The organism is Pseudomonas sp. AF32 (assembly GCF_022342325.2).
In the GTDB taxonomy this organism is placed as follows: Bacteria; Pseudomonadota; Gammaproteobacteria; order Pseudomonadales; family Pseudomonadaceae; genus Aquipseudomonas; species Aquipseudomonas uvaldensis.
This window is the reverse complement of sequence record NZ_RQJK02000002.1, coordinates 293,479-311,577: the sequence shown is the minus strand read 5'-3', so window position 1 is coordinate 311,577 and position 18,099 is coordinate 293,479. Positions and strand designations below refer to the sequence as shown.

Below are 18,099 nucleotides of genomic sequence, written 5' to 3'. Positions count from 1 at the left end.
GTAATGCTGGCTCGCAAGCTTGCTCGGATCGTATTCGCTCTGCTGAAAGGGCAAAGCGAATACCAACCAAAAGCGGCTTGAGGGCTTCCCCTCAACCATAGAATCTCCCACAGACGGGTATGTGCAGTACCAGGGATTTGGCCGTTTCGACGGCCTTTTTTATTGCGCTCGGAAATGCGGACTATATATCTCCATATAGAATAACCAAATGAATAAATATGATTTAAAGATATATAACTCCGCTGTTATGGTTTGCATCAGACAGCGAGATCGCCCACCGCGAATCGCGCAGAACGTTTAAGGAATGGTTGGCATGTTGGTCGTCTCACTTGGTGGCAGTCCCAGTCAGCGCTCCCGTTCCGGGGTGCTGTTGGAGCGCGCGCAGCGCTGGTTGCAGCAGCAAGGGGTGGAGGTGGTGAGTTATCAGGTGCGTGACTTTCCTGCCGAGGACCTGCTCCATGCCCGCTTCGACAGCCCGAAAGTCGTTGACCTGCTCCAGCAGATCGATAACGCCGACGGCCTGTTGATTGCCACGCCGGTGTACAAGGCGTCTTTTTCCGGCGCGCTGAAAACATTGTTGGACCTGCTGCCCGAACGCGCCCTGAGCCATAAGGTGGTATTGCCCATGGCCACCGGCGGCAGCATCGCCCACATGCTGGCTGTGGATTACGCCCTCAAGCCGGTGCTGTCAGCGCTCAAGGCCCAGGAAATGCTCCAGGGGATCTTTGCCGAGGATAGCCAGATCGCCTATGGCGAAGGCAGTGCCCAGGCGCAATTGACGCCCGCCTTGCAGCAACGCCTGCACGAAGCGCTGGAACAGTTTCTCAGTGCCATGGCCCGTCGACCCAGGCCACTGGACCCAAGCCTGTTGAACGAACGTTTATTGAGTGCTCGCTGGAGCATTTGAGCCCCGATACACCCTGATTCAACTCACCTTACTCAGCCGCCAACGGCCAAGCAGGTGCAGCCAAAACCCCACAGCAAAAAGGAGAGGCGCCATGCGCACTGTCATTTTGCGTCGCGGGCTGGTCGCTCTGTTTGCTGCGGCTGTGTCCTTCGGCGCTACTATCCAGGCTCAAGCCGAGACGTTGCGGATCGGTTATCAGAAGTACGGCACCCTGGTGCTGCTCAAGGCCAAGGGCACCTTGGAAAAACGCCTCGCTGCCCAGGGCGTGGATGTGCAATGGACTGAATTCCCCGGCGGCCCGCAACTGCTCGAAGGCCTCAACGTCGGCTCCATCGACTTCGGCGTGACCGGTGAAACCCCGCCGGTGTTTGCCCAGGCGGCGGGTGCCGATCTGCTTTACGTCGCCTACGAACCGCCGGCGCCTAACAGCGAGGCGATTCTGGTGCCCAAGGACTCGCCGATCCAGTCGGTGCAAGACCTCAAGGGCAAGAAGATTGCGCTGAACAAAGGCTCCAACGTCCATTACCTGCTGGTACGAGCCCTGGAAGATGCCGGTCTGAAATATTCCGACATCCAGACCGTGTTCCTGCCTCCAGCCGACGCCCGTGCCGCATTCGAGCGTGGCAGTGTCGACGCCTGGGTGATCTGGGATCCGTACCAGGCGGCCGCCGAACAACAGTTGCAGGCGCGCACTCTGCGTGACGGCAAGGGAATCGTCGACAACCACCAGTTCTACCTCGCCACCAAGCCCTATGCGCAAAAGAACCCCCAGGTCATCACGACCCTGGTGGAAGAGGTGCGGGCGGTAGGGGAGTGGTCCAAGGCCAACCCCGAAGACGTGACCAGACAGGTATCGCCCCTGTTAGGCCTGCCTGCCGACATCACCCTGACGTCGGTGAAACGCCAGGGTTACGGTGCGTTGTTCCTGACGCCGGAAGTGGTCGCGGCACAGCAGAAAGTCGCCGACAGCTTCTATCAGCTCAAATTGATCCCCAAGCCCTTGAGCATCAAGGACGTGATCTGGACGCCGCCGGCGGCCGTTGCGAACGCGCAGTAATCCGATCCCTTAGGAGACCACTCCAATGAGCCTCAATATTTTCTGGTTCCTGCCCACCCACGGCGACGGCCATTACCTTGGCACCGCCGAAGGCGCTCGCGCCGTCGACTACGGCTACCTGCAACAAATCGCCCAGGCGGCGGATCGACTGGGATTCGGTGGGGTGCTGATTCCCACCGGACGTTCCTGCGAGGACTCCTGGCTGGTGGCCGCTTCGTTGATTCCCGTGACCCAGCGCCTGAAATTCCTCGTTGCCTTGCGCCCCGGAATCATTTCCCCGACGGTGGCCGCGCGCCAGGCTGCGACCCTGGACCGGTTGTCCGGCGGCCGGGCACTGTTCAACCTGGTCACCGGCGGCGACCCGGATGAGCTGGCGGGCGATGGCCTGTTCCTCGACCATGAAGCGCGATACCAGGCTTCGGTGGAGTTCACCCGCATCTGGCGGCGCGTGCTGGAAGGCGAGACGGTGGATTACGACGGCGAGCACATCAGCGTGAAGGGCGCCAAGCTGCTCTATCCACCGATTCAGCAGCCGCGTCCACCGCTGTACTTTGGTGGATCTTCCGAAGCGGCCCAGGACCTGGCGGCCGAACAGGTGGAAATGGTCCTGACCTGGGGCGAGCCGCCGGAAGCCGTGGCGGAAAAAATCGCCCAGGTTCGGGCCAAGGCCGAGAAGCTGGGCCGTACCGTGCGATTTGGCATCCGTCTGCACGTGATCGTGCGGCAAACCAATGCCGAGGCCTGGCAGGCGGCCGACCGATTGATCTCCCACCTGGACGACGACACCATCGCCCGTGCCCAGGCGTCCCTGGCCCGTTTCGATTCGGTGGGCCAGCAACGCATGGCCGCGTTGCATGGAGGGCGGCGCGACAAGCTGGAAGTCAACCCCAACCTTTGGGCCGGCGTGGGGCTGGTTCGCGGCGGTGCCGGCACGGCGCTGGTGGGCGATGGCCCGACCGTGGCGGCGCGGGTCAGGGAGTATGCCGACCTGGGGATCGATACGTTCATCTTCTCGGGTTATCCACACTTGGAAGAGTCCTACCGCGTGGCCGAACTGCTGTTCCCGCACCTGGACGTGGAACGCCCGGAATTGCCGAAGAGCGGCGGTTATGTGAGCCCGTTCGGTGAAATGGTCGCCAACGACATTCTTCCCAAAGCCGCGTCCCAGAGTTGAGGCGGTCATGAAGAAAGTTATCCACAACCTGGCGCCCTGGGCGGTGCCGCTGCTGTTGCTGGCGATATGGCAATTGTCGGTGTCGGCGGGCTGGTTATCCACGCGGATCCTGCCGGCTCCGGTGGCGGTGATCGAGGCCGGGGTGAACCTGGTGCGCAGCGGCGAGATCTGGACGCACCTGGCTATCAGTGGCTGGCGTGCGGCGGTGGGTTTCCTGATCGGTGGCGGTATCGGCCTGGCCCTGGGCTTCATCACCGGCCTGTCAAAATGGGGCGAGCGCCTGTTGGACAGTTCGGTGCAGATGATCAGGAACGTACCGCACTTGGCGCTGATTCCGCTGGTGATCCTGTGGTTCGGTATCGACGAGTCGGCGAAGATTTTCCTGGTGGCCCTCGGCACGCTGTTTCCGATTTACCTCAACACCTATCACGGCATTCGTAACGTCGACCCGGCGTTGGTGGAAATGTCCCGCAGCTATGGTTTGTCCGGTTTCAGCCTGTTTCGCCAGGTGATCCTGCCGGGCGCCTTGCCTTCGATCCTGGTGGGGGTGCGATTTGCGTTGGGTTTCATGTGGTTGACGCTCATCGTGGCGGAAACCATCTCCGCCAGCTCCGGCATCGGCTACCTGGCGATGAATGCCCGGGAGTTCCTGCAGACCGACGTGGTAGTACTGGCGATTCTGCTGTACGCCGTGCTCGGCAAGCTTGCCGACCTTGCCGCCCGTGGGCTCGAGCGGGTCTGGTTGCGCTGGCATCCGGCGTACCAGGTCAACAAGGGAGGTGCCGCATGACTGCGCAACAACCTCCGCGCCTGCTGCAAGGCATTCCGCTGGCGGTGCGCAACCTGCAAAAGACCTTCGGCCCGCGCCAGGTCCTGAGGGATATCGACCTGCATATTCCCGCCGGCCAATTCGTGGCGGTGGTCGGGCGCAGCGGTTGTGGCAAAAGCACCTTGCTGCGTCTGCTGGCCGGCCTCGATCAGCCTTCCGACGGCCAGTTGCTGGCCGGTTCTGCTCCGTTGAGCGCCGCACAACAGGATACGCGGCTGATGTTCCAGGAGGCGCGTTTGCTGCCCTGGAAAAAAATCATCGACAACGTTGGCCTCGGGCTCAAGGGCAACTGGCGGCCACAAGCGCTACAGGCGTTGGAAGCCGTGGGCCTGGCCGATCGTGCCCAAGAATGGCCGGCGGCGTTGTCCGGTGGACAGAAGCAACGGGTGGCCCTGGCCCGGGCCCTGATTCATCAGCCACGGCTGCTGTTGCTCGACGAACCCCTGGGAGCGCTCGACGCGCTGACACGTATCGAAATGCAGCAGTTGATCGAACGCCTGTGGCAGCAACACGGTTTTACCGTGCTGCTGGTGACCCACGATGTCAGCGAAGCAGTGGCCATCGCCGACCGGGTGATCCTGATCGAGGACGGCCAGATCGGCCTCGATCTGGCCATCGACCTGCCTCGCCCACGGGCACGCGGCTCTCATCGGCTGGCTGCCCTGGAAACCGAAGTCCTCAACCGCGTGCTGTCCTTGCCCGGCCAACCGCCGGAACCCGAACCCGTTTCACCCTTGCCCACGCAGTTGCGGTGGGCGCAATGAAGCAGCTTCAAGCGGCAAGCTACAAGCTGCAAGAAGAAGCGCGTGCTTTTACTTGCAGCTTGTAGCTCGAAGCTTGCAGCTCATTTCGACCCAGGAGAAATCGTATGACCATCAAAGCCATCAACGTGCGTAACCAGTTCAAAGGCATCATCAAGGAAATCGTCGAAGGCGACGTGCTGTCGGAAATCGATGTCCAGACCGCCTCCGGCATCGTCACTTCCGTGATCACCACCCGCTCCGTAAAAGAGTTGGAGTTGACCATCGGCAGTGAAGTGATTGCTTTCGTCAAATCGACAGAGGTGTCCATCGCCAAGTTGTGAACAATGTTCCATCCGCAGCCCCGGACGGCGTGAGCCCTTCGGGGTTTTTAAGTGCGTTAAAAGATGTCTTATGATGTTTAAGAGGTGTTATAAGTGTGCTAAAAATCGTCTTTAAGAGAATCTGCTCATTTTAAGGGGTGCTATAGTTCGCTTTATCCTGCATTAGCAGCTTCCGAGCGCCGTTTATGAATGAATTTTTCCCTATTGACTGTGCCGACAGTCTTCATGCCATCGGCTTGCTGGTTAAAAGCAGGCGTCTGCAAAACCGGCAACGACAGAAAGATCTCGCCGCGTTATTGGCCGTTTCGGAAAGAACGGTGCGCAAGATCGAGGCCGGTGATCCCTCCGTGGAATTGCGATCGTTCATGCTGGTGCTGTGGCAATTAGGTCTGACTCAGGAGGTTTTCCAGAGTCGTCAGCAGATCGAAGCTTCATCCCATGCGGCGGCTCAAGCACCACGTAACGCTCGTGTGCGACTGGCAGGTGTCAAGGGAGAATTTTGATGTCCAGGGCTTATATCTATATGGAGGATCCTGAAACCGCAGAGGTTCGTACGTTAGGTCGGTTGAGCATCGACAATGGCCGAGGAGAGTTTGTCTACGATCCCGACTACGTTGCCAGTCGTGGTTGGGTGCCCGATCCCATCCGATATCCGCTTCGCGCCCAACCCTTTGTCGGCATTACCGCAAACCGTGGCGTGCCTGGCTTTATCAACGATTCGATGCCCGATGGTTGGGGTGAGCGGGTTCTGCGGGATCTTCATCGGACGGATCTGAGCCCTGTGGAATACTTGCTGAAGTCGCCGAACAATGATCGCGCGGGCAATCTGATGGCTGGTGCAACTCGTCATCCGCCCGCTGGCGTCGGCAAGGAAGCTTTGCCCTCCTTGAAAGGCCTTGCTGCGTTTATCGAGGCTGCTGATGCCATTTTTGATAACCAATTGGATGATGAGGCGATCAGGACGCTCCAACTGCGCAAGCAACGTTCCTCTCTAGGAGGGGCAAGACCCAAGCGCACCTTGCATGATGAGGGCATGTTCATCCTTGCCAAGCCCCGTGATCGCTATGACACCTGCGATGTCCCGGCCATGGAGCATGCCTGCATGACATTCGCAGCGCTCAAGGGACTGAATGTCGCGAAAACTGCGCTATATGCAGGCAAGCCCTCAACACTGCTGGTCAAGCGATTCGACCGCTTCCCGATTGCCGAAGCGGGTCGCCGCATACCGATGTTGAGTGGGCTGACATTGCTGGATGCCGATTGGCGATCCAATGATCGTAGCGCCTGGGTTTATGCCGGGCTTGCCAATGAAATGAAGCGACGCGGGGTGCCGGATGACGACCTGCGAGAGTTATTCGAACGCATGTGCTTTAACGCGCTAGTCGGTAATGACGATGATCACCCGAAAAATCATGCGATCCTCTGGCTCGAACGTCGATGGCGATTGGCGCCGCTGTACGACGTGGTGCCGGGGCTCGATGGTTCTTCACCGCCCTATCTTTCAATGGCCGTTGGCCGGCACGGGCGAGTCGTCACCCGGGAAAACCTGCTCAGCCACTGTATGCATTTCGCTTTGACCCCCGAACAGGCAACTGGCCTCCTTGATAAAGTGATCAGCTGGGGAGACGAGCTGGTTGCTCATTACGCCAGTCATCTGGATGGCGTTGAGCTGGACCTCGCTCTAAGCGCAATGGGCACCGTACGTATGAAAGGCTGACGGTCAGACTGTTTTGCGCTTGGGCAGATACGGCGGCAGATACAACCCCAGGTACGCATCGAACACCCGCATGCCTTCCTCCGCCATGCGCGGGGTGATCTGGCCGTGTTGTTGCACCGAGCGGGCATAGACGCGGTCGCCCAGTTCCATGGCGAGGGCGAATACATCGACGTCATCGGGCAGTGTCGGCAGTTCGAAATGGTGGGCGAAGAGCTTGTGCATCAAATCGCCCAGCTCCAGGTCGTGCTGACGATCGGCCTGGGTGACTTCGGTCAGGCCATGCTGGGCCAGGATCAGTTGGCGGGCGGCGGCGTCCTGGTCGTAGATCGTCAGCATGCGCTGCTCCACCAGTCGCGACAGGTCCCGCCAACCGTTTAGCGATCCATGATCGATCGGCGCTTGCAGGCAAGCGCGGAAGGCCGCGTGGACGTCGGCGGTCAGGGCTTCGAGCAGGGCCGGAACGCTGGCGAAGAAGTGATACACGGAAGAGGGCGGAATGCCGGCGCGTTCGGCAACGCTGTAGATGGACAGGTTGCCCACACCTTCGCTTGCCAACAGCGTGCGGGCAGCGTCGAGAATCGAGTCGATCCGAGCCTGGCTGCGTGCGCGAGGTTTGCGAGGGCTGGCGATGCGCGTCATGGAGGTCTCCTGCGGGGCTGCGCGCATTGTACGCAGAGCAAGCCGATGATCCATACTGCTTTTGTGGCGAGGGGATTTATCCCCGCTGGGGCGCGAAGCGGCCCTTCTTTTTGGGGCTGTTGCGCAGCCCAGCGGGGATAAATCCCCTCACCACAATGGCCATAAAAAACGCCGCAACCCGTGAAGGCCTGCGGCGTTTTTCTACCGCAACCGCTTAAACGGTATGCAGGTACCAGTTGTACTCGAGGTCGGAGATGGAGTGTTCGAACTCCTCCAGCTCACTCTCCTTGCAGGCCACGAAAATATCGATGTATTTCGGGTCGATGTACTTGGCCATGACTTCGCTGTCGTCCAGTTCCCGGAGGGCGTCGCGCAGGTTGTTCGGCAGGCTCTGTTCGTTCTGCTCGTAGCTGTTTCCTTCCACCGGTGCGCCCGGCTCGATCTTGTTAACCAGGCCATGGTGCACGCCCGCCAGTACGGAGGCCATCAGCAGGTACGGGTTGGCATCGGCGCCGGCGACGCGGTGTTCCAGGCGCACGGCATCGGCCGAGCCGGTCGGTACGCGCAAGGCCACGGTGCGGTTGTCCAGACCCCAGGTCGGTGAGTTCGGCACGTAGAACTGTGCACCGAAACGACGGTAGGAGTTGACGTTGGGGCAGAGGAAAGCCATCTGCGCGGGCAGGGTCTCGAGCACACCGCCGATTGCGTGACGAAGCGCGGCGTTCTGCTCGGGATCCTCGCTGGCAAAGATATTCCTGCCATCTTTGTCCAGAATCGAAATGTGGACATGCAGGCCGTTGCCCGCCTGGCCCGGATACGGCTTGGCCATGAAGGTGGTGTCCATTTCATGGTCATAGGCAATGTTTTTGATCAGGCGCTTGAGCAGAACGGCGTAGTCGCAGGCTTTCATCGGGTCGGCCACATGGTGCAGGTTCACTTCGAACTGCGCCGGGGCACTTTCCTTGACGATGGCGTCGGCGGGGATGCCTTGCTCCTTGGCGCCTTCCAGGATGTCCTGGAGGCAATCGACATACTCGTCGAGGTCGTCGATCAGGTAGACCTGTGTGGAATGTGGGCGTTTGCCGGAAATCGGTGAGCGGGGTGGTTGTGGACGGCCGTTCACGTTCTCCTGGTCGATCAGGTAGAACTCAAGCTCGAAGGCCGCGCAGATGGTCAGGCCCAGCTCGTCGAACTTGGTCACGACCTGGCGCAGGACTTCGCGAGGGTCAGCGAAGAAAGGCTCGCCTTCGAGCTCATGCATGGTCATCAGCAGTTGCGCGGTCGGGCGCTTTTGCCAGGGTTCGTTGGAAAGGGTGCCAGGGATCGGGTAGCAGATGCGGTCGGCATCGCCGATGTCCAGGCCCAGGCCGGTGCTTTCCACCGTCGAACCATTGATATCCAGGGCAAACAGGGAGGCCGGCAGGTTGATGCCTTTCTCGTAAACCTTGTGGAGGCTGGTGCGTTCTATGCGCTTGCCACGCACCACACCATTCATATCCGCAATCAGAAGGTCAACGTACAGAACCTCAGGATGTTCCTTAAGGAACGCGTTCGCTTCGTTAAGCTGAACGGCACGCGGGGGTACCGACATGATGCAACACCTTTGTTGTTAAAAATATCAATCATTGATCTCTTTGAAACCCAGTCAACCCGAACGGCATGCCGAAGTCAAGCAGGGCCTTTTTTGCCCTAAAAAAGCACTTGGGGGGCTTTTTTGAGGCAATTTGGGGCGTTTTTATCCCTTTAAAGGTCGTGGCGCCCGCAGGCTTGAGCGGGCCGTGTTGTATTTTTTACGGGGGTGTTGTGTAAAAAAATGAACAAGGCTAAGCTCGATTCAAACCCATAACAGCAATAATACCGGGGTGTTTCATGTCTCGCCTGCCGTCCCAACGGCGTCACCCGCTGTCCCGGCAAATCGGTTGGCATGCTCGTCGCATCCGTGGCGATAAGCGCCGCCAGGCCATGATGAAGGTCATCGGGCACATCTCCACGTCGATTTCGTTCCTGGTGCACCGGCCGTCATCATCGTCCAATATTCTGGACGCCCTGGACGAAACTCCCTTTAGCGGCTCTCCTTTCAATGTAGAACCTTTTCCCGGGCATTTGTCGGGTAGAGGCAACACAACGCGACGCCGATGCGTCAAACAACCCCTGACTACCCTTGGCAGCCAGGAAAATCACGCCTAGAGGCATTTATGAGTAACAACCTCGACCAGCTCACCGATTGGTTGAAAGACCATAAGATCACAGAAGTCGAATGCATGATTGGCGACCTGACCGGTATCACCCGGGGCAAGATCTCGCCGACCAACAAATTCATTGCCGAAAAAGGCATGCGCCTGCCCGAGAGCGTTCTGCTCCAGACCGTTACGGGCGACTATGTCGAAGACGACATCTATTACGAACTGCTGGACCCGGCGGACATCGACATGGTGTGCCGTCCGGACGAAAACGCGGTGTTCCTGGTGCCCTGGGCCATCGAGCCCACCGCCCAGGTGATCCACGACACCTATGACAAGCAGGGCAACCCCATCGAGTTGTCGCCGCGCAACGTACTCAAGAAGGTACTCAAGCTCTACGCCGACAAGGGTTGGCAGCCGATCGTCGCGCCGGAGATGGAGTTCTACCTGACCAAGCGCAGCGACGACCCGGACTTCCCGCTGCAACCGCCTGTTGGCCGCTCCGGCCGTCCGGAAACCGGTCGCCAGTCGTTCTCCATTGAAGCGGCCAACGAATTCGATCCTCTGTTCGAAGACGTCTACGACTGGTGCGAGTTGCAGGAGCTGGACCTCGATACCTTGATCCACGAGGACGGCACGGCGCAGATGGAAATCAATTTCCGCCATGGCGACGCTCTGTCCCTGGCCGACCAGATCCTGGTCTTCAAGCGCACCATGCGTGAGGCCGCGCTCAAGCACAATGTGGCTGCCACGTTCATGGCCAAGCCCATGACCGGCGAGCCGGGCAGCGCGATGCACTTGCATCAGAGCATCATCGACAAGGAAACCGGCAAGAACGTCTTTTCCAATGATGACGGGACCATGAGCGAGTTGTTCCTGCATCACATCGGCGGGTTGCAGAAGCTCATCCCCGAGCTGTTGCCGCTGTTCGCGCCCAACGTCAATTCGTTCCGCCGCTTCTTGCCGGATACCTCGGCGCCGGTGAACGTGGAGTGGGGTGAGGAGAACCGTACGGTTGGCCTGCGGGTACCGGATGCCGGACCGCAGAACCGTCGGGTGGAAAACCGTCTGCCGGGTGCCGATGCCAACCCGTACCTGGCCATCGCCGCCAGCCTGCTGTGTGGCTTCATCGGCATGGTCGAAGGCCTCAACCCGAGCGCGCCGGTAGTGGGCCGTGGTTATGAGCGGCGCAACCTGCGCTTGCCGCTGACCATCGAGGACGCTCTTGAGCGCATGGAAAACAGCAAGACCATCGAGAAATACCTGGGCAAGAAGTTCATCACGGGCTACGTCGCGGTCAAGCGGGCCGAGCATGAAAACTTCAAGCGCGTCATCAGTTCGTGGGAGCGGGAATTCCTGCTCTTTGCCGTCTGATGCGCCGGGCGGGGCGGCCAAGGCCGCTTCGCCCCAACCGATAAAGGAGAATCCGCATGACCCGCAACAATCCGCAGACCCGTGAATGGCAAGCCTTGAGTAGCGATCATCACCTGGCGCCGTTCAGCGACTTCAAGCAGCTCAAGGAAAAAGGTCCGCGCATCATCACCCGCGCCAAGGGTGTCTATCTCTGGGATAGCGAAGGCAACAAGATCCTCGACGGCATGGCCGGGCTCTGGTGCGTGGCGGTCGGTTACGGCCGCGATGAACTGGCCGATGCCGCCAGCCAGCAGATGCGCGAGCTGCCGTACTACAACCTGTTCTTCCAGACCGCCCACCCGCCGGCACTGGAATTGTCCAAGACCATTGCCGACGTCGCTCCGCCAGGCATGAGTCATGTGTTCTTCACCGGGTCCGGTTCCGAAGGCAACGACACCATGCTGCGGATGGTCCGCCACTACTGGGCGATCAAGGGCCAGCCGAACAAGAAAGTCATCATCAGTCGCAAGAACGGCTATCACGGTTCGACCGTGGCCGGCGCGAGCCTGGGTGGCATGACCTATATGCACGAGCAGGGCGACCTGCCGATCCCGGGTATCGTCCATATCGCCCAGCCGTACTGGTTCGGTGAAGGCGGCGACATGAGTCCCGAGGAGTTTGGTCTGTGGGCCGCCAACCAACTGGAAGAGAAGATTCTCGAAGTCGGTGTGGACAACGTCGGTGCGTTCATTGCCGAGCCGATCCAGGGCGCGGGTGGCGTGATCGTGCCGCCGGACAGCTACTGGCCGCGCGTGAAGGAGATCCTCGCCAAATACGACATCCTGTTCGTGGCCGACGAAGTGATCTGTGGTTTCGGCCGCACCGGCGAGTGGTTCGGTACCGACTATTACGGTCTGAAACCGCACATGATGACCATCGCCAAGGGGCTGACTTCCGGCTATATCCCCATGGGCGGCCTGATCGTGCGCGACGATGTGGTCGCGGTGCTCAACGAGGGTGGCGACTTCAACCACGGGTTCACTTATTCCGGCCACCCGGTGGCTGCTGCGGTGGCCCTGGAGAACATCCGCATCCTGCGCGAAGAGAAGATCATCGAGCGGGTCCACGACCAAACGGCACCGTATTTGCAGAAACGCCTGCGGGAACTGAACGATCACCCGTTGGTGGGTGAAGTGCGCGGGGTCGGTTTGCTGGGGGCGATCGAACTGGTCCGGGACAAGGCCACGCGCCAACGTTATGAAGGCAAGGGCGTGGGCATGATTTGCCGGCAGTTCTGCTTCGATAACGGGCTGATCATGCGGGCGGTGGGCGACACCATGATCATTGCGCCGCCGCTGGTGATCAGCGAGTCCGAGATCGACGAGCTGGTGACCAAGGCACGGCGCTGCCTGGACCTGACTCTGGGTGCGTTGCAAGGCTGAGTGCTAGGCTCTGAGCGAGGCGCCTTGAAGGGCTTCGCCCGGTGCGAAAAGGCTGGGTATATGTGTTGAAAGCCTGCCCTGTAACTTGCCAGACTACCGCCTGTTCAAGTTGCCCGCGAGCCGGCTACTGAACTGTGGCTAAGAAGAATAACTGGAGCATCATCCATGAAGGCATTAGGTATGAAGATAGCTGGCAAGACCCTCCTCGCCATGTCCCTGATGGGCGTGATGGCAGGTGCCGTCCAGGCGGACGACAAAGTGCTGCATGTCTATAACTGGTCCGACTACATCGCACCGGACACCGTCGCCAAGTTTGAAAAAGAGACGGGGATCAAGGTGGTGTATGACGTATTCGACAGCAACGAAACCCTGGAAGCCAAGTTGCTGGCCGGCAAGTCCGGTTATGACATCGTGGTGCCGTCGAACAACTTCCTGGCCAAGCAGATCAAGGCGGGCGTCTATCAGCCGCTGGACAAGTCCAAGCTGCCGAACTGGAAGAACCTCGACACCGACCTGCTCAAGGCAGTAGGCGATGCCAGCGACAAGGGTAACCAGCATGCCTTCCCTTACATGTGGGGCACTATCGGTATCGGCTATAACCCCGAGAAGGTCAAGGCAGCACTGGGTGTCGACAAGATCGATTCCTGGGATGTTCTGCTCAAGCCGGAAAACATCGCCAAGCTCAAGAGTTGCGGCGTGAGCTTCCTCGACTCGCCGACCGAGATGATTCCGGTGGCGCTGCATTACCTGGGCTATCCGACCGACAGCCAGGACAAGAAGCAACTGGCCGATGCCGAGGCGCTGTTCCTCAAGATCCGTCCATCGATCAGCTATTTCCACTCCTCCAAGTACATCTCCGACCTGGCCAACGGCAACATCTGTGTCGCCGTGGGTTATTCGGGTGATATCGAGCAATCCAAGTCCCGCGCCGCCGAAGCCGGTGGCAAGGTCAAGGTGGCCTACAGCATTCCGAAAGAAGGCGCTGGTTCGTTCTACGACATGGTCGCCATTCCCAAGGATGCCGAAAACGTCGAGGCTGCCTACAAGTACATGAACTTCCTGATGAAACCGGAAATCATGGCGGAAATCACCGACAACGTGCGTTTCCCGAACGGCAACAAGGCTGCTACCCCGCTGGTGGACAAGGAAATCTCCGGAGATCCGAACATCTATCCATCGGATGAAGTGAAAGCCCATCTGTATGCAATCAGCGACTTGCCGCCCGCTACCCAGCGGATCCTGACCCGCAGCTGGACCAAGATCAAATCCGGTAAATAAGCCGGCCTGAGGCACCTTCCTGTTGTCGCCGCCATCGCGGCGGTTGGCAACAGGAGCAATTAAATAATTAAAAGTTTTGCTGGATCGGTTTATCGAGGGTAAGTTGCGCGCCGGTTTTGTTGCAGGGCCCTTCGTGGCCGGTAACAGGGGGCAACTTGGGCCCAACTATATAGAGGACCTCCACGTGCCAGTCTTTTCTTTGTTACGCAACGCCTTGCTGGTCAGCGCAGGCCTGACGCTCGCGGTCAGCGTCCAGGCTGCCTCCACCGTGCATATTTATAACTGGTCGGATTACATCGGCGAGTCCACGCTGGCGGATTTCGAAAAAGCCACCGGGATCAAGCCGGTGTATGACGTATTCGATTCCAACGAAACCCTGGAAGGCAAGTTGCTGGCGGGTCGTACCGGCTACGACGTGGTCGTGCCGTCCAACCATTTCCTGGGCAAGCAGATCAAGGCCGGGGCGTTCCAGAAGCTCGACAAGGCGCAATTACCCAACTACGCGAACCTCGACCCTTCGCTGCTCAAGCGCCTGGACAAGAACGATCCGGGCAACCAGTACGCCGTGCCTTATCTGTGGGGGACCAACGGCATCGGCTATAACGTCGAGAAGATCAAGGCTGTGCTGGGCGTCGACAAGATCGACTCGTGGGCCATGCTGTTCGAGCCGGAAAACATCAAGAAACTGTCCAGTTGTGGCGTCTCGTTCCTCGATTCCGGTGACGAGATGATCCCGGCCATGTTGAATTACCTGGGCCTGGACCCCAACAGCGAAAATCCTGAAGACTACAAGAAGGCCGAGGCCCAGCTCCTCAAGATCCGGCCCTACGTGACCTACTTCAATTCCTCCAAGTACATCTCCGATCTGGCCAATGGCGAGATCTGCGTGGCCGCCGGTTTCTCCGGGGATATTTTCCAGGCCCGCGAACGTGCCAGCGAGGCCGGCAAGGGCGTCGAAATCGCCTATGTGATCCCAAAAGAAGGCGGCAACCTCTGGTTCGACATGCTGGCGATCCCACGTGACGCCACCAACGTCAAGCAAGCCCATGCATTCATCAATTACCTGCTCGAGCCTGAGGTGATTGCCAAGGTCAGCGATTACGTCGGCTATGCCAACCCGAACCCCAAGGCTGGCGAACTGATGAATCAGGACGTGCGTACTGACGAAGCGGTCTACCCGCCCCAGGCGATCGTCGACAAGCTCTACGTCAACTCCGAGTTGCCGCCCAAGATCCAACGACTCATGACCCGAAGCTGGACCAAGGTCAAGTCGGGTAAATAGCAAAAAACCGCTCTAACTCAAGGCTCGCCCGCGAGGGGCGAACTGTAAAATCTGTGGGAGTTTCGTAAATGGCAGTTGCCTCCGGCGCCTATAAGAAAGCCCTCGAGGGCGACCACGCACCCAAGCAGGTGTTGGTCAAGATCGACCGGGTCACGAAAAAGTTCGACGAGACGATTGCCGTGGACGATGTGTCCCTGGAAATCAAGAAGGGTGAGATCTTCGCCCTGCTCGGCGGTTCGGGATCGGGCAAATCCACCTTGCTGCGCATGCTGGCCGGGTTCGAGCGACCCACGGAAGGGCGCATTTTCCTCGACGGTGTGGACATCACCGACATGCCGCCCTACGAGCGGCCGATCAACATGATGTTCCAGTCCTATGCCTTGTTCCCCCACATGACCGTGGCGCAGAACATCGCGTTCGGCCTGCAGCAGGACAAGATCCCCAAGCCCGAGATCGATGCCCGCGTGGCCGAGATGCTCAAGCTGGTGCAGATGAGCCAGTACGCCAAGCGCAAGCCTCACCAGCTCTCTGGCGGCCAGCGTCAGCGCGTGGCCCTGGCCCGTTCCCTGGCCAAACGCCCCAAGTTGCTGCTGCTCGATGAACCGATGGGTGCCCTGGACAAGAAGCTGCGCTCGCAGATGCAGCTCGAACTGGTGGAGATCATCGAGCGGGTGGGCGTGACCTGCGTCATGGTGACCCACGACCAGGAAGAGGCCATGACCATGGCCGAACGCATCGCGATCATGCACCTGGGCTGGATCGCCCAGATCGGCAGCCCGATCGACATCTACGAAACCCCGACCAGCCGGCTGGTCTGCGAGTTCATCGGCAACGTCAACATCTTCGAGACCGAAGTGGTGGACGACGCCGAGGGGCATGCGGTGCTGACCTGCAAGGACCTGGATCGCAATATCTACGTGGGCCATGGCATCAGTACTTCGGTGCAGGACAAGTCCGTGACCTATGCCATCCGCCCGGAAAAACTGCTGGTGACCGCCGAGCAGCCGACCTGCGAGCACAACTGGTCCAGTGGCAAGGTCCATGACATCGCCTACCTGGGCGGCCATTCGGTGTTCTACGTCGAGTTGCCGAGCGGCAAGCTGGTGCAATCCTTTGTCGCCAACGCCGAACGCCGCGGACAGCGGCCGACCTGGGGCGACCAGGTGTTCGTCTGGTGGGAAGACGACAGCGGCGTGGTGCTTCGCTCATGAACATGTGCAAACTCAAGCGTCGACTCGCCCGAATAACGCCCGGTGGCCGTCAACTGGTCATCGGGGTGCCCTTCATCTGGCTGTTCCTGTTCTTCATGCTGCCGTTCTTCATCGTCCTGAAGATCAGCTTCGCTGAAGCCGACGTCGCGATTCCGCCGTACACCGAGATTTACAGCTACGTCGACCAGAAGTTGCAGATACTGCTCAACATCGCGAACTACGCGATGCTCAGCGAGGATGAGCTGTACATTGCCGCCTACCTGGGCTCGCTGAAAATGGCCCTGATCAGCACCGCCCTGTGCCTGTTGATCGGCTACCCCATGGCCTACGGCATCGCCAACGCCCGCAAGGAAACGCAGACGGTGCTGGTGCTGCTGATCATGATGCCGACCTGGACCGCGATCCTGATCCGCGTCTACGCGTGGATGGGTATCCTCAGCAACAACGGTTTGCTCAACGGCTTCCTGATGAGCATGGGGTGGATCAGCGAACCCTTGCAGATCCTCAACACCAACCTGGCGGTGTACATCGGCGTGGTCTATTCGTACCTGCCGTTCATGATCCTGCCGTTATACGCCAACCTGGTCAAACACGACCCCAGCTTGCTGGAGGCGGCGTCCGACCTGGGCTCCAGCACCTTCAACAGCTTCTGGAAAATCACCGTGCCGCTGTCCAAGAACGGCATCATCGCCGGGTGCATGCTGGTGTTCATCCCGGTGGTGGGCGAATTCGTGATCCCGGAACTGCTGGGCGGCCCGGAAACCCTGATGATCGGCAAAGTGCTGTGGCAGGAATTCTTCAACAACCGTGACTGGCCGGTGGCATCCGCCCTGGCGGTGGTGATGCTGGCGATCCTGATCGTGCCCATCATCCTGTTCAACCGCAGTCAGGCCAAGGAAATGGAGGGCAAGGAATGAAGCGCTTTCGTTTTTCGAGCCTGATGCTGGTGCTGGGATTGTTGTTCATCTATGCGCCGATGGTGATCCTGGTGATCTTCTCGTTCAACGCCTCGAAGCTGGTGACGGTGTGGGGCGGCTGGTCGATCAAGTGGTACGTCGGCCTACTGGACAACACCCAACTGATGGGGTCGGTGGTGCGTTCGCTGGAAATCGCCTGCTACACGGCGGTGGCGGCGGTGGCCCTGGGCACGTTGGCGGCCTTTGTGCTGACTCGCATTACCCGCTTCAAGGGGCGGACGCTGTTCGGTGGCCTGGTCACCGCGCCGCTGGTGATGCCGGAAGTGATCACCGGTCTGTCGCTGTTGCTGCTGTTCGTCGCCATGGCGCAGATGATCGGCTGGCCCCAGGAGCGCGGCATCGTCACGATCTGGATCGCTCACACGACGTTTTGCGCCGCCTACGTGGCCGTGGTGGTCTCCTCGCGCTTGCGTGAGCTGGACCTGTCCATTGAAGAAGCCGCCATGGATCTCGGTGCGCGGCCATGGAAGGTGTTCATCCTGATCACCATCCCGATGATCGCACCGTCGCTGGCGGCGGGCGGCATGATGTCCTTCGCGTTGTCCCTGGATGACCTGGTGCTGGCAAGCTTCGTCTCCGGCCCCGGTTCCACCACGTTGCCGATGGAGGTGTTCTCGGCGGTGCGCCTGGGCGTCAAGCCGGAGATCAACGCTGTGGCGAGCCTGATCCTGCTGGCCGTGTCGCTGGTGACGTTCCTGGTCTGGTACTTCAGCCGTCGGGCTGAGGAAAACCGTCGGCGGGCCATTCAGCAAGCCATCGAGGAAAGCGCCGCCGACTCCTGGAAACAACCGCAGGTGCGCCGGCCGGAGACCGTATCGGCCTAGCGTCAGGCAGATCCCCTGTGGGAGCGAGCCTGCTCGCGATAGCGGTGTGACAGCCAACGAAGATGTTGAATGTCAGCCCGTCATCGCGAGCAGGCTCGCTCCCACAGGTTTTTGTGGCCTGCGCTGTATCGTGGTCCATCGCCGC

At 59.7% G+C, this 18,099-nt stretch carries 17 protein-coding genes; 15 read left to right on the top strand and 2 right to left on the bottom strand.

The annotated features are described in order from the left end of the window. Nucleotides 1–313 precede the first annotated feature (313 nt). The 8 genes from ssuE (at nt 314) to EGM97_RS03625 (ending at nt 6,768) form a co-directional block, all read left to right on the top strand. Complete coding sequence (gene ssuE / locus EGM97_RS03660; protein WP_238960657.1) at nt 314–907, top strand: NADPH-dependent FMN reductase; 594 nt, start codon at nt 314–316, stop codon at nt 905–907. Between the two features lie 91 nt (nt 908–998). After that, the gene (locus EGM97_RS03655) at nt 999–1,964 is read left to right on the top strand and encodes a sulfonate ABC transporter substrate-binding protein (RefSeq protein ID WP_238960658.1); all 966 of its coding nucleotides are present in this window, start codon (nt 999–1,001) and stop codon (nt 1,962–1,964) included. Nucleotides 1,965–1,989: 25 nt separating this feature from the next. Next, nucleotides 1,990–3,138, top strand: coding sequence for an FMNH2-dependent alkanesulfonate monooxygenase (gene ssuD / locus EGM97_RS03650; protein ID WP_238960659.1), 1,149 nt, complete (start codon nt 1,990–1,992; stop codon nt 3,136–3,138). Between the two features lie 7 nt (nt 3,139–3,145). Beyond that, a complete protein-coding gene (gene ssuC / locus EGM97_RS03645) occupies nt 3,146–3,928 on the top strand; it encodes an aliphatic sulfonate ABC transporter permease SsuC (RefSeq protein ID WP_238960660.1) in 783 nt (260 codons plus the stop codon). Continuing rightward, nucleotides 3,925–4,731, top strand: a complete 807-nt coding sequence (gene ssuB / locus EGM97_RS03640) for an aliphatic sulfonates ABC transporter ATP-binding protein (RefSeq protein WP_238960661.1) — start codon at nt 3,925–3,927, stop codon at nt 4,729–4,731. Before ssuC ends, ssuB begins: the two co-directional genes overlap by 4 nt. A 104-nt stretch (nt 4,732–4,835) precedes the next feature. Then, entirely contained in the window at nt 4,836–5,051 is a 216-nt protein-coding gene (locus EGM97_RS03635; protein WP_053148357.1) for a TOBE domain-containing protein, read from the top strand. A gap of 185 nt (nt 5,052–5,236) precedes the next feature. Then, a complete protein-coding gene (locus tag EGM97_RS03630) occupies nt 5,237–5,554 on the top strand; it encodes a helix-turn-helix domain-containing protein (RefSeq protein ID WP_238960662.1) in 318 nt (105 codons plus the stop codon). Next, complete coding sequence (locus tag EGM97_RS03625) at nt 5,554–6,768, top strand: type II toxin-antitoxin system HipA family toxin (RefSeq protein ID WP_238960663.1); 1,215 nt, start codon at nt 5,554–5,556, stop codon at nt 6,766–6,768. Before EGM97_RS03630 ends, EGM97_RS03625 begins: the two co-directional genes overlap by 1 nt. Nucleotides 6,769–6,771: 3 nt before the next feature. Here the strand turns inward: EGM97_RS03625 and EGM97_RS03620 are convergent, their stop codons facing one another. Continuing rightward, a complete protein-coding gene (locus EGM97_RS03620) occupies nt 6,772–7,407 on the bottom strand; it encodes a TetR/AcrR family transcriptional regulator (protein ID WP_238960664.1) in 636 nt (211 codons plus the stop codon). Between the two features lie 214 nt (nt 7,408–7,621). Further along, nucleotides 7,622–8,998, bottom strand: coding sequence for a glutamine synthetase family protein (locus EGM97_RS03615; RefSeq protein WP_238960665.1), 1,377 nt, complete (start codon nt 8,996–8,998; stop codon nt 7,622–7,624). 604 nt (nt 8,999–9,602) lie between these two features. On the opposite strand from EGM97_RS03615, the gene EGM97_RS03610 reads away from it, so the two are divergent. From EGM97_RS03610 to EGM97_RS03580, 7 genes are all read left to right on the top strand, one after another. Then, nucleotides 9,603–10,961, top strand: coding sequence for a glutamine synthetase family protein (locus tag EGM97_RS03610; RefSeq protein WP_238960666.1), 1,359 nt, complete (start codon nt 9,603–9,605; stop codon nt 10,959–10,961). A gap of 56 nt (nt 10,962–11,017) precedes the next feature. Beyond that, nucleotides 11,018–12,382 (top strand): aspartate aminotransferase family protein, encoded by a 1,365-nt coding sequence (locus tag EGM97_RS03605; RefSeq protein ID WP_238960667.1) that lies wholly within the window; start codon nt 11,018–11,020, stop codon nt 12,380–12,382. Nucleotides 12,383–12,562: 180 nt separating this feature from the next. After that, complete coding sequence (locus EGM97_RS03600) at nt 12,563–13,660, top strand: polyamine ABC transporter substrate-binding protein (RefSeq protein ID WP_053148343.1); 1,098 nt, start codon at nt 12,563–12,565, stop codon at nt 13,658–13,660. A 184-nt stretch (nt 13,661–13,844) separates the two neighbouring features. Continuing rightward, entirely contained in the window at nt 13,845–14,942 is a 1,098-nt protein-coding gene (locus EGM97_RS03595) for a polyamine ABC transporter substrate-binding protein (RefSeq protein ID WP_238960668.1), read from the top strand. 68 nt (nt 14,943–15,010) lie between these two features. Then, nucleotides 15,011–16,153 (top strand): ABC transporter ATP-binding protein, encoded by a 1,143-nt coding sequence (locus EGM97_RS03590; protein ID WP_053148338.1) that lies wholly within the window; start codon nt 15,011–15,013, stop codon nt 16,151–16,153. Beyond that, nucleotides 16,150–17,070 (top strand): ABC transporter permease subunit, encoded by a 921-nt coding sequence (locus EGM97_RS03585; RefSeq protein WP_238960669.1) that lies wholly within the window; start codon nt 16,150–16,152, stop codon nt 17,068–17,070. Before EGM97_RS03590 ends, EGM97_RS03585 begins: the two co-directional genes overlap by 4 nt. Continuing rightward, nucleotides 17,067–17,954 carry an ABC transporter permease subunit gene (locus EGM97_RS03580; protein ID WP_053148334.1) on the top strand — a complete coding sequence of 296 codons (888 nt, stop codon included), beginning with the start codon at nt 17,067–17,069 and terminating at the stop codon, nt 17,952–17,954. The genes EGM97_RS03585 and EGM97_RS03580 overlap by 4 nt, the downstream gene beginning before the upstream one ends. Nucleotides 17,955–18,099 lie beyond the last annotated feature (145 nt).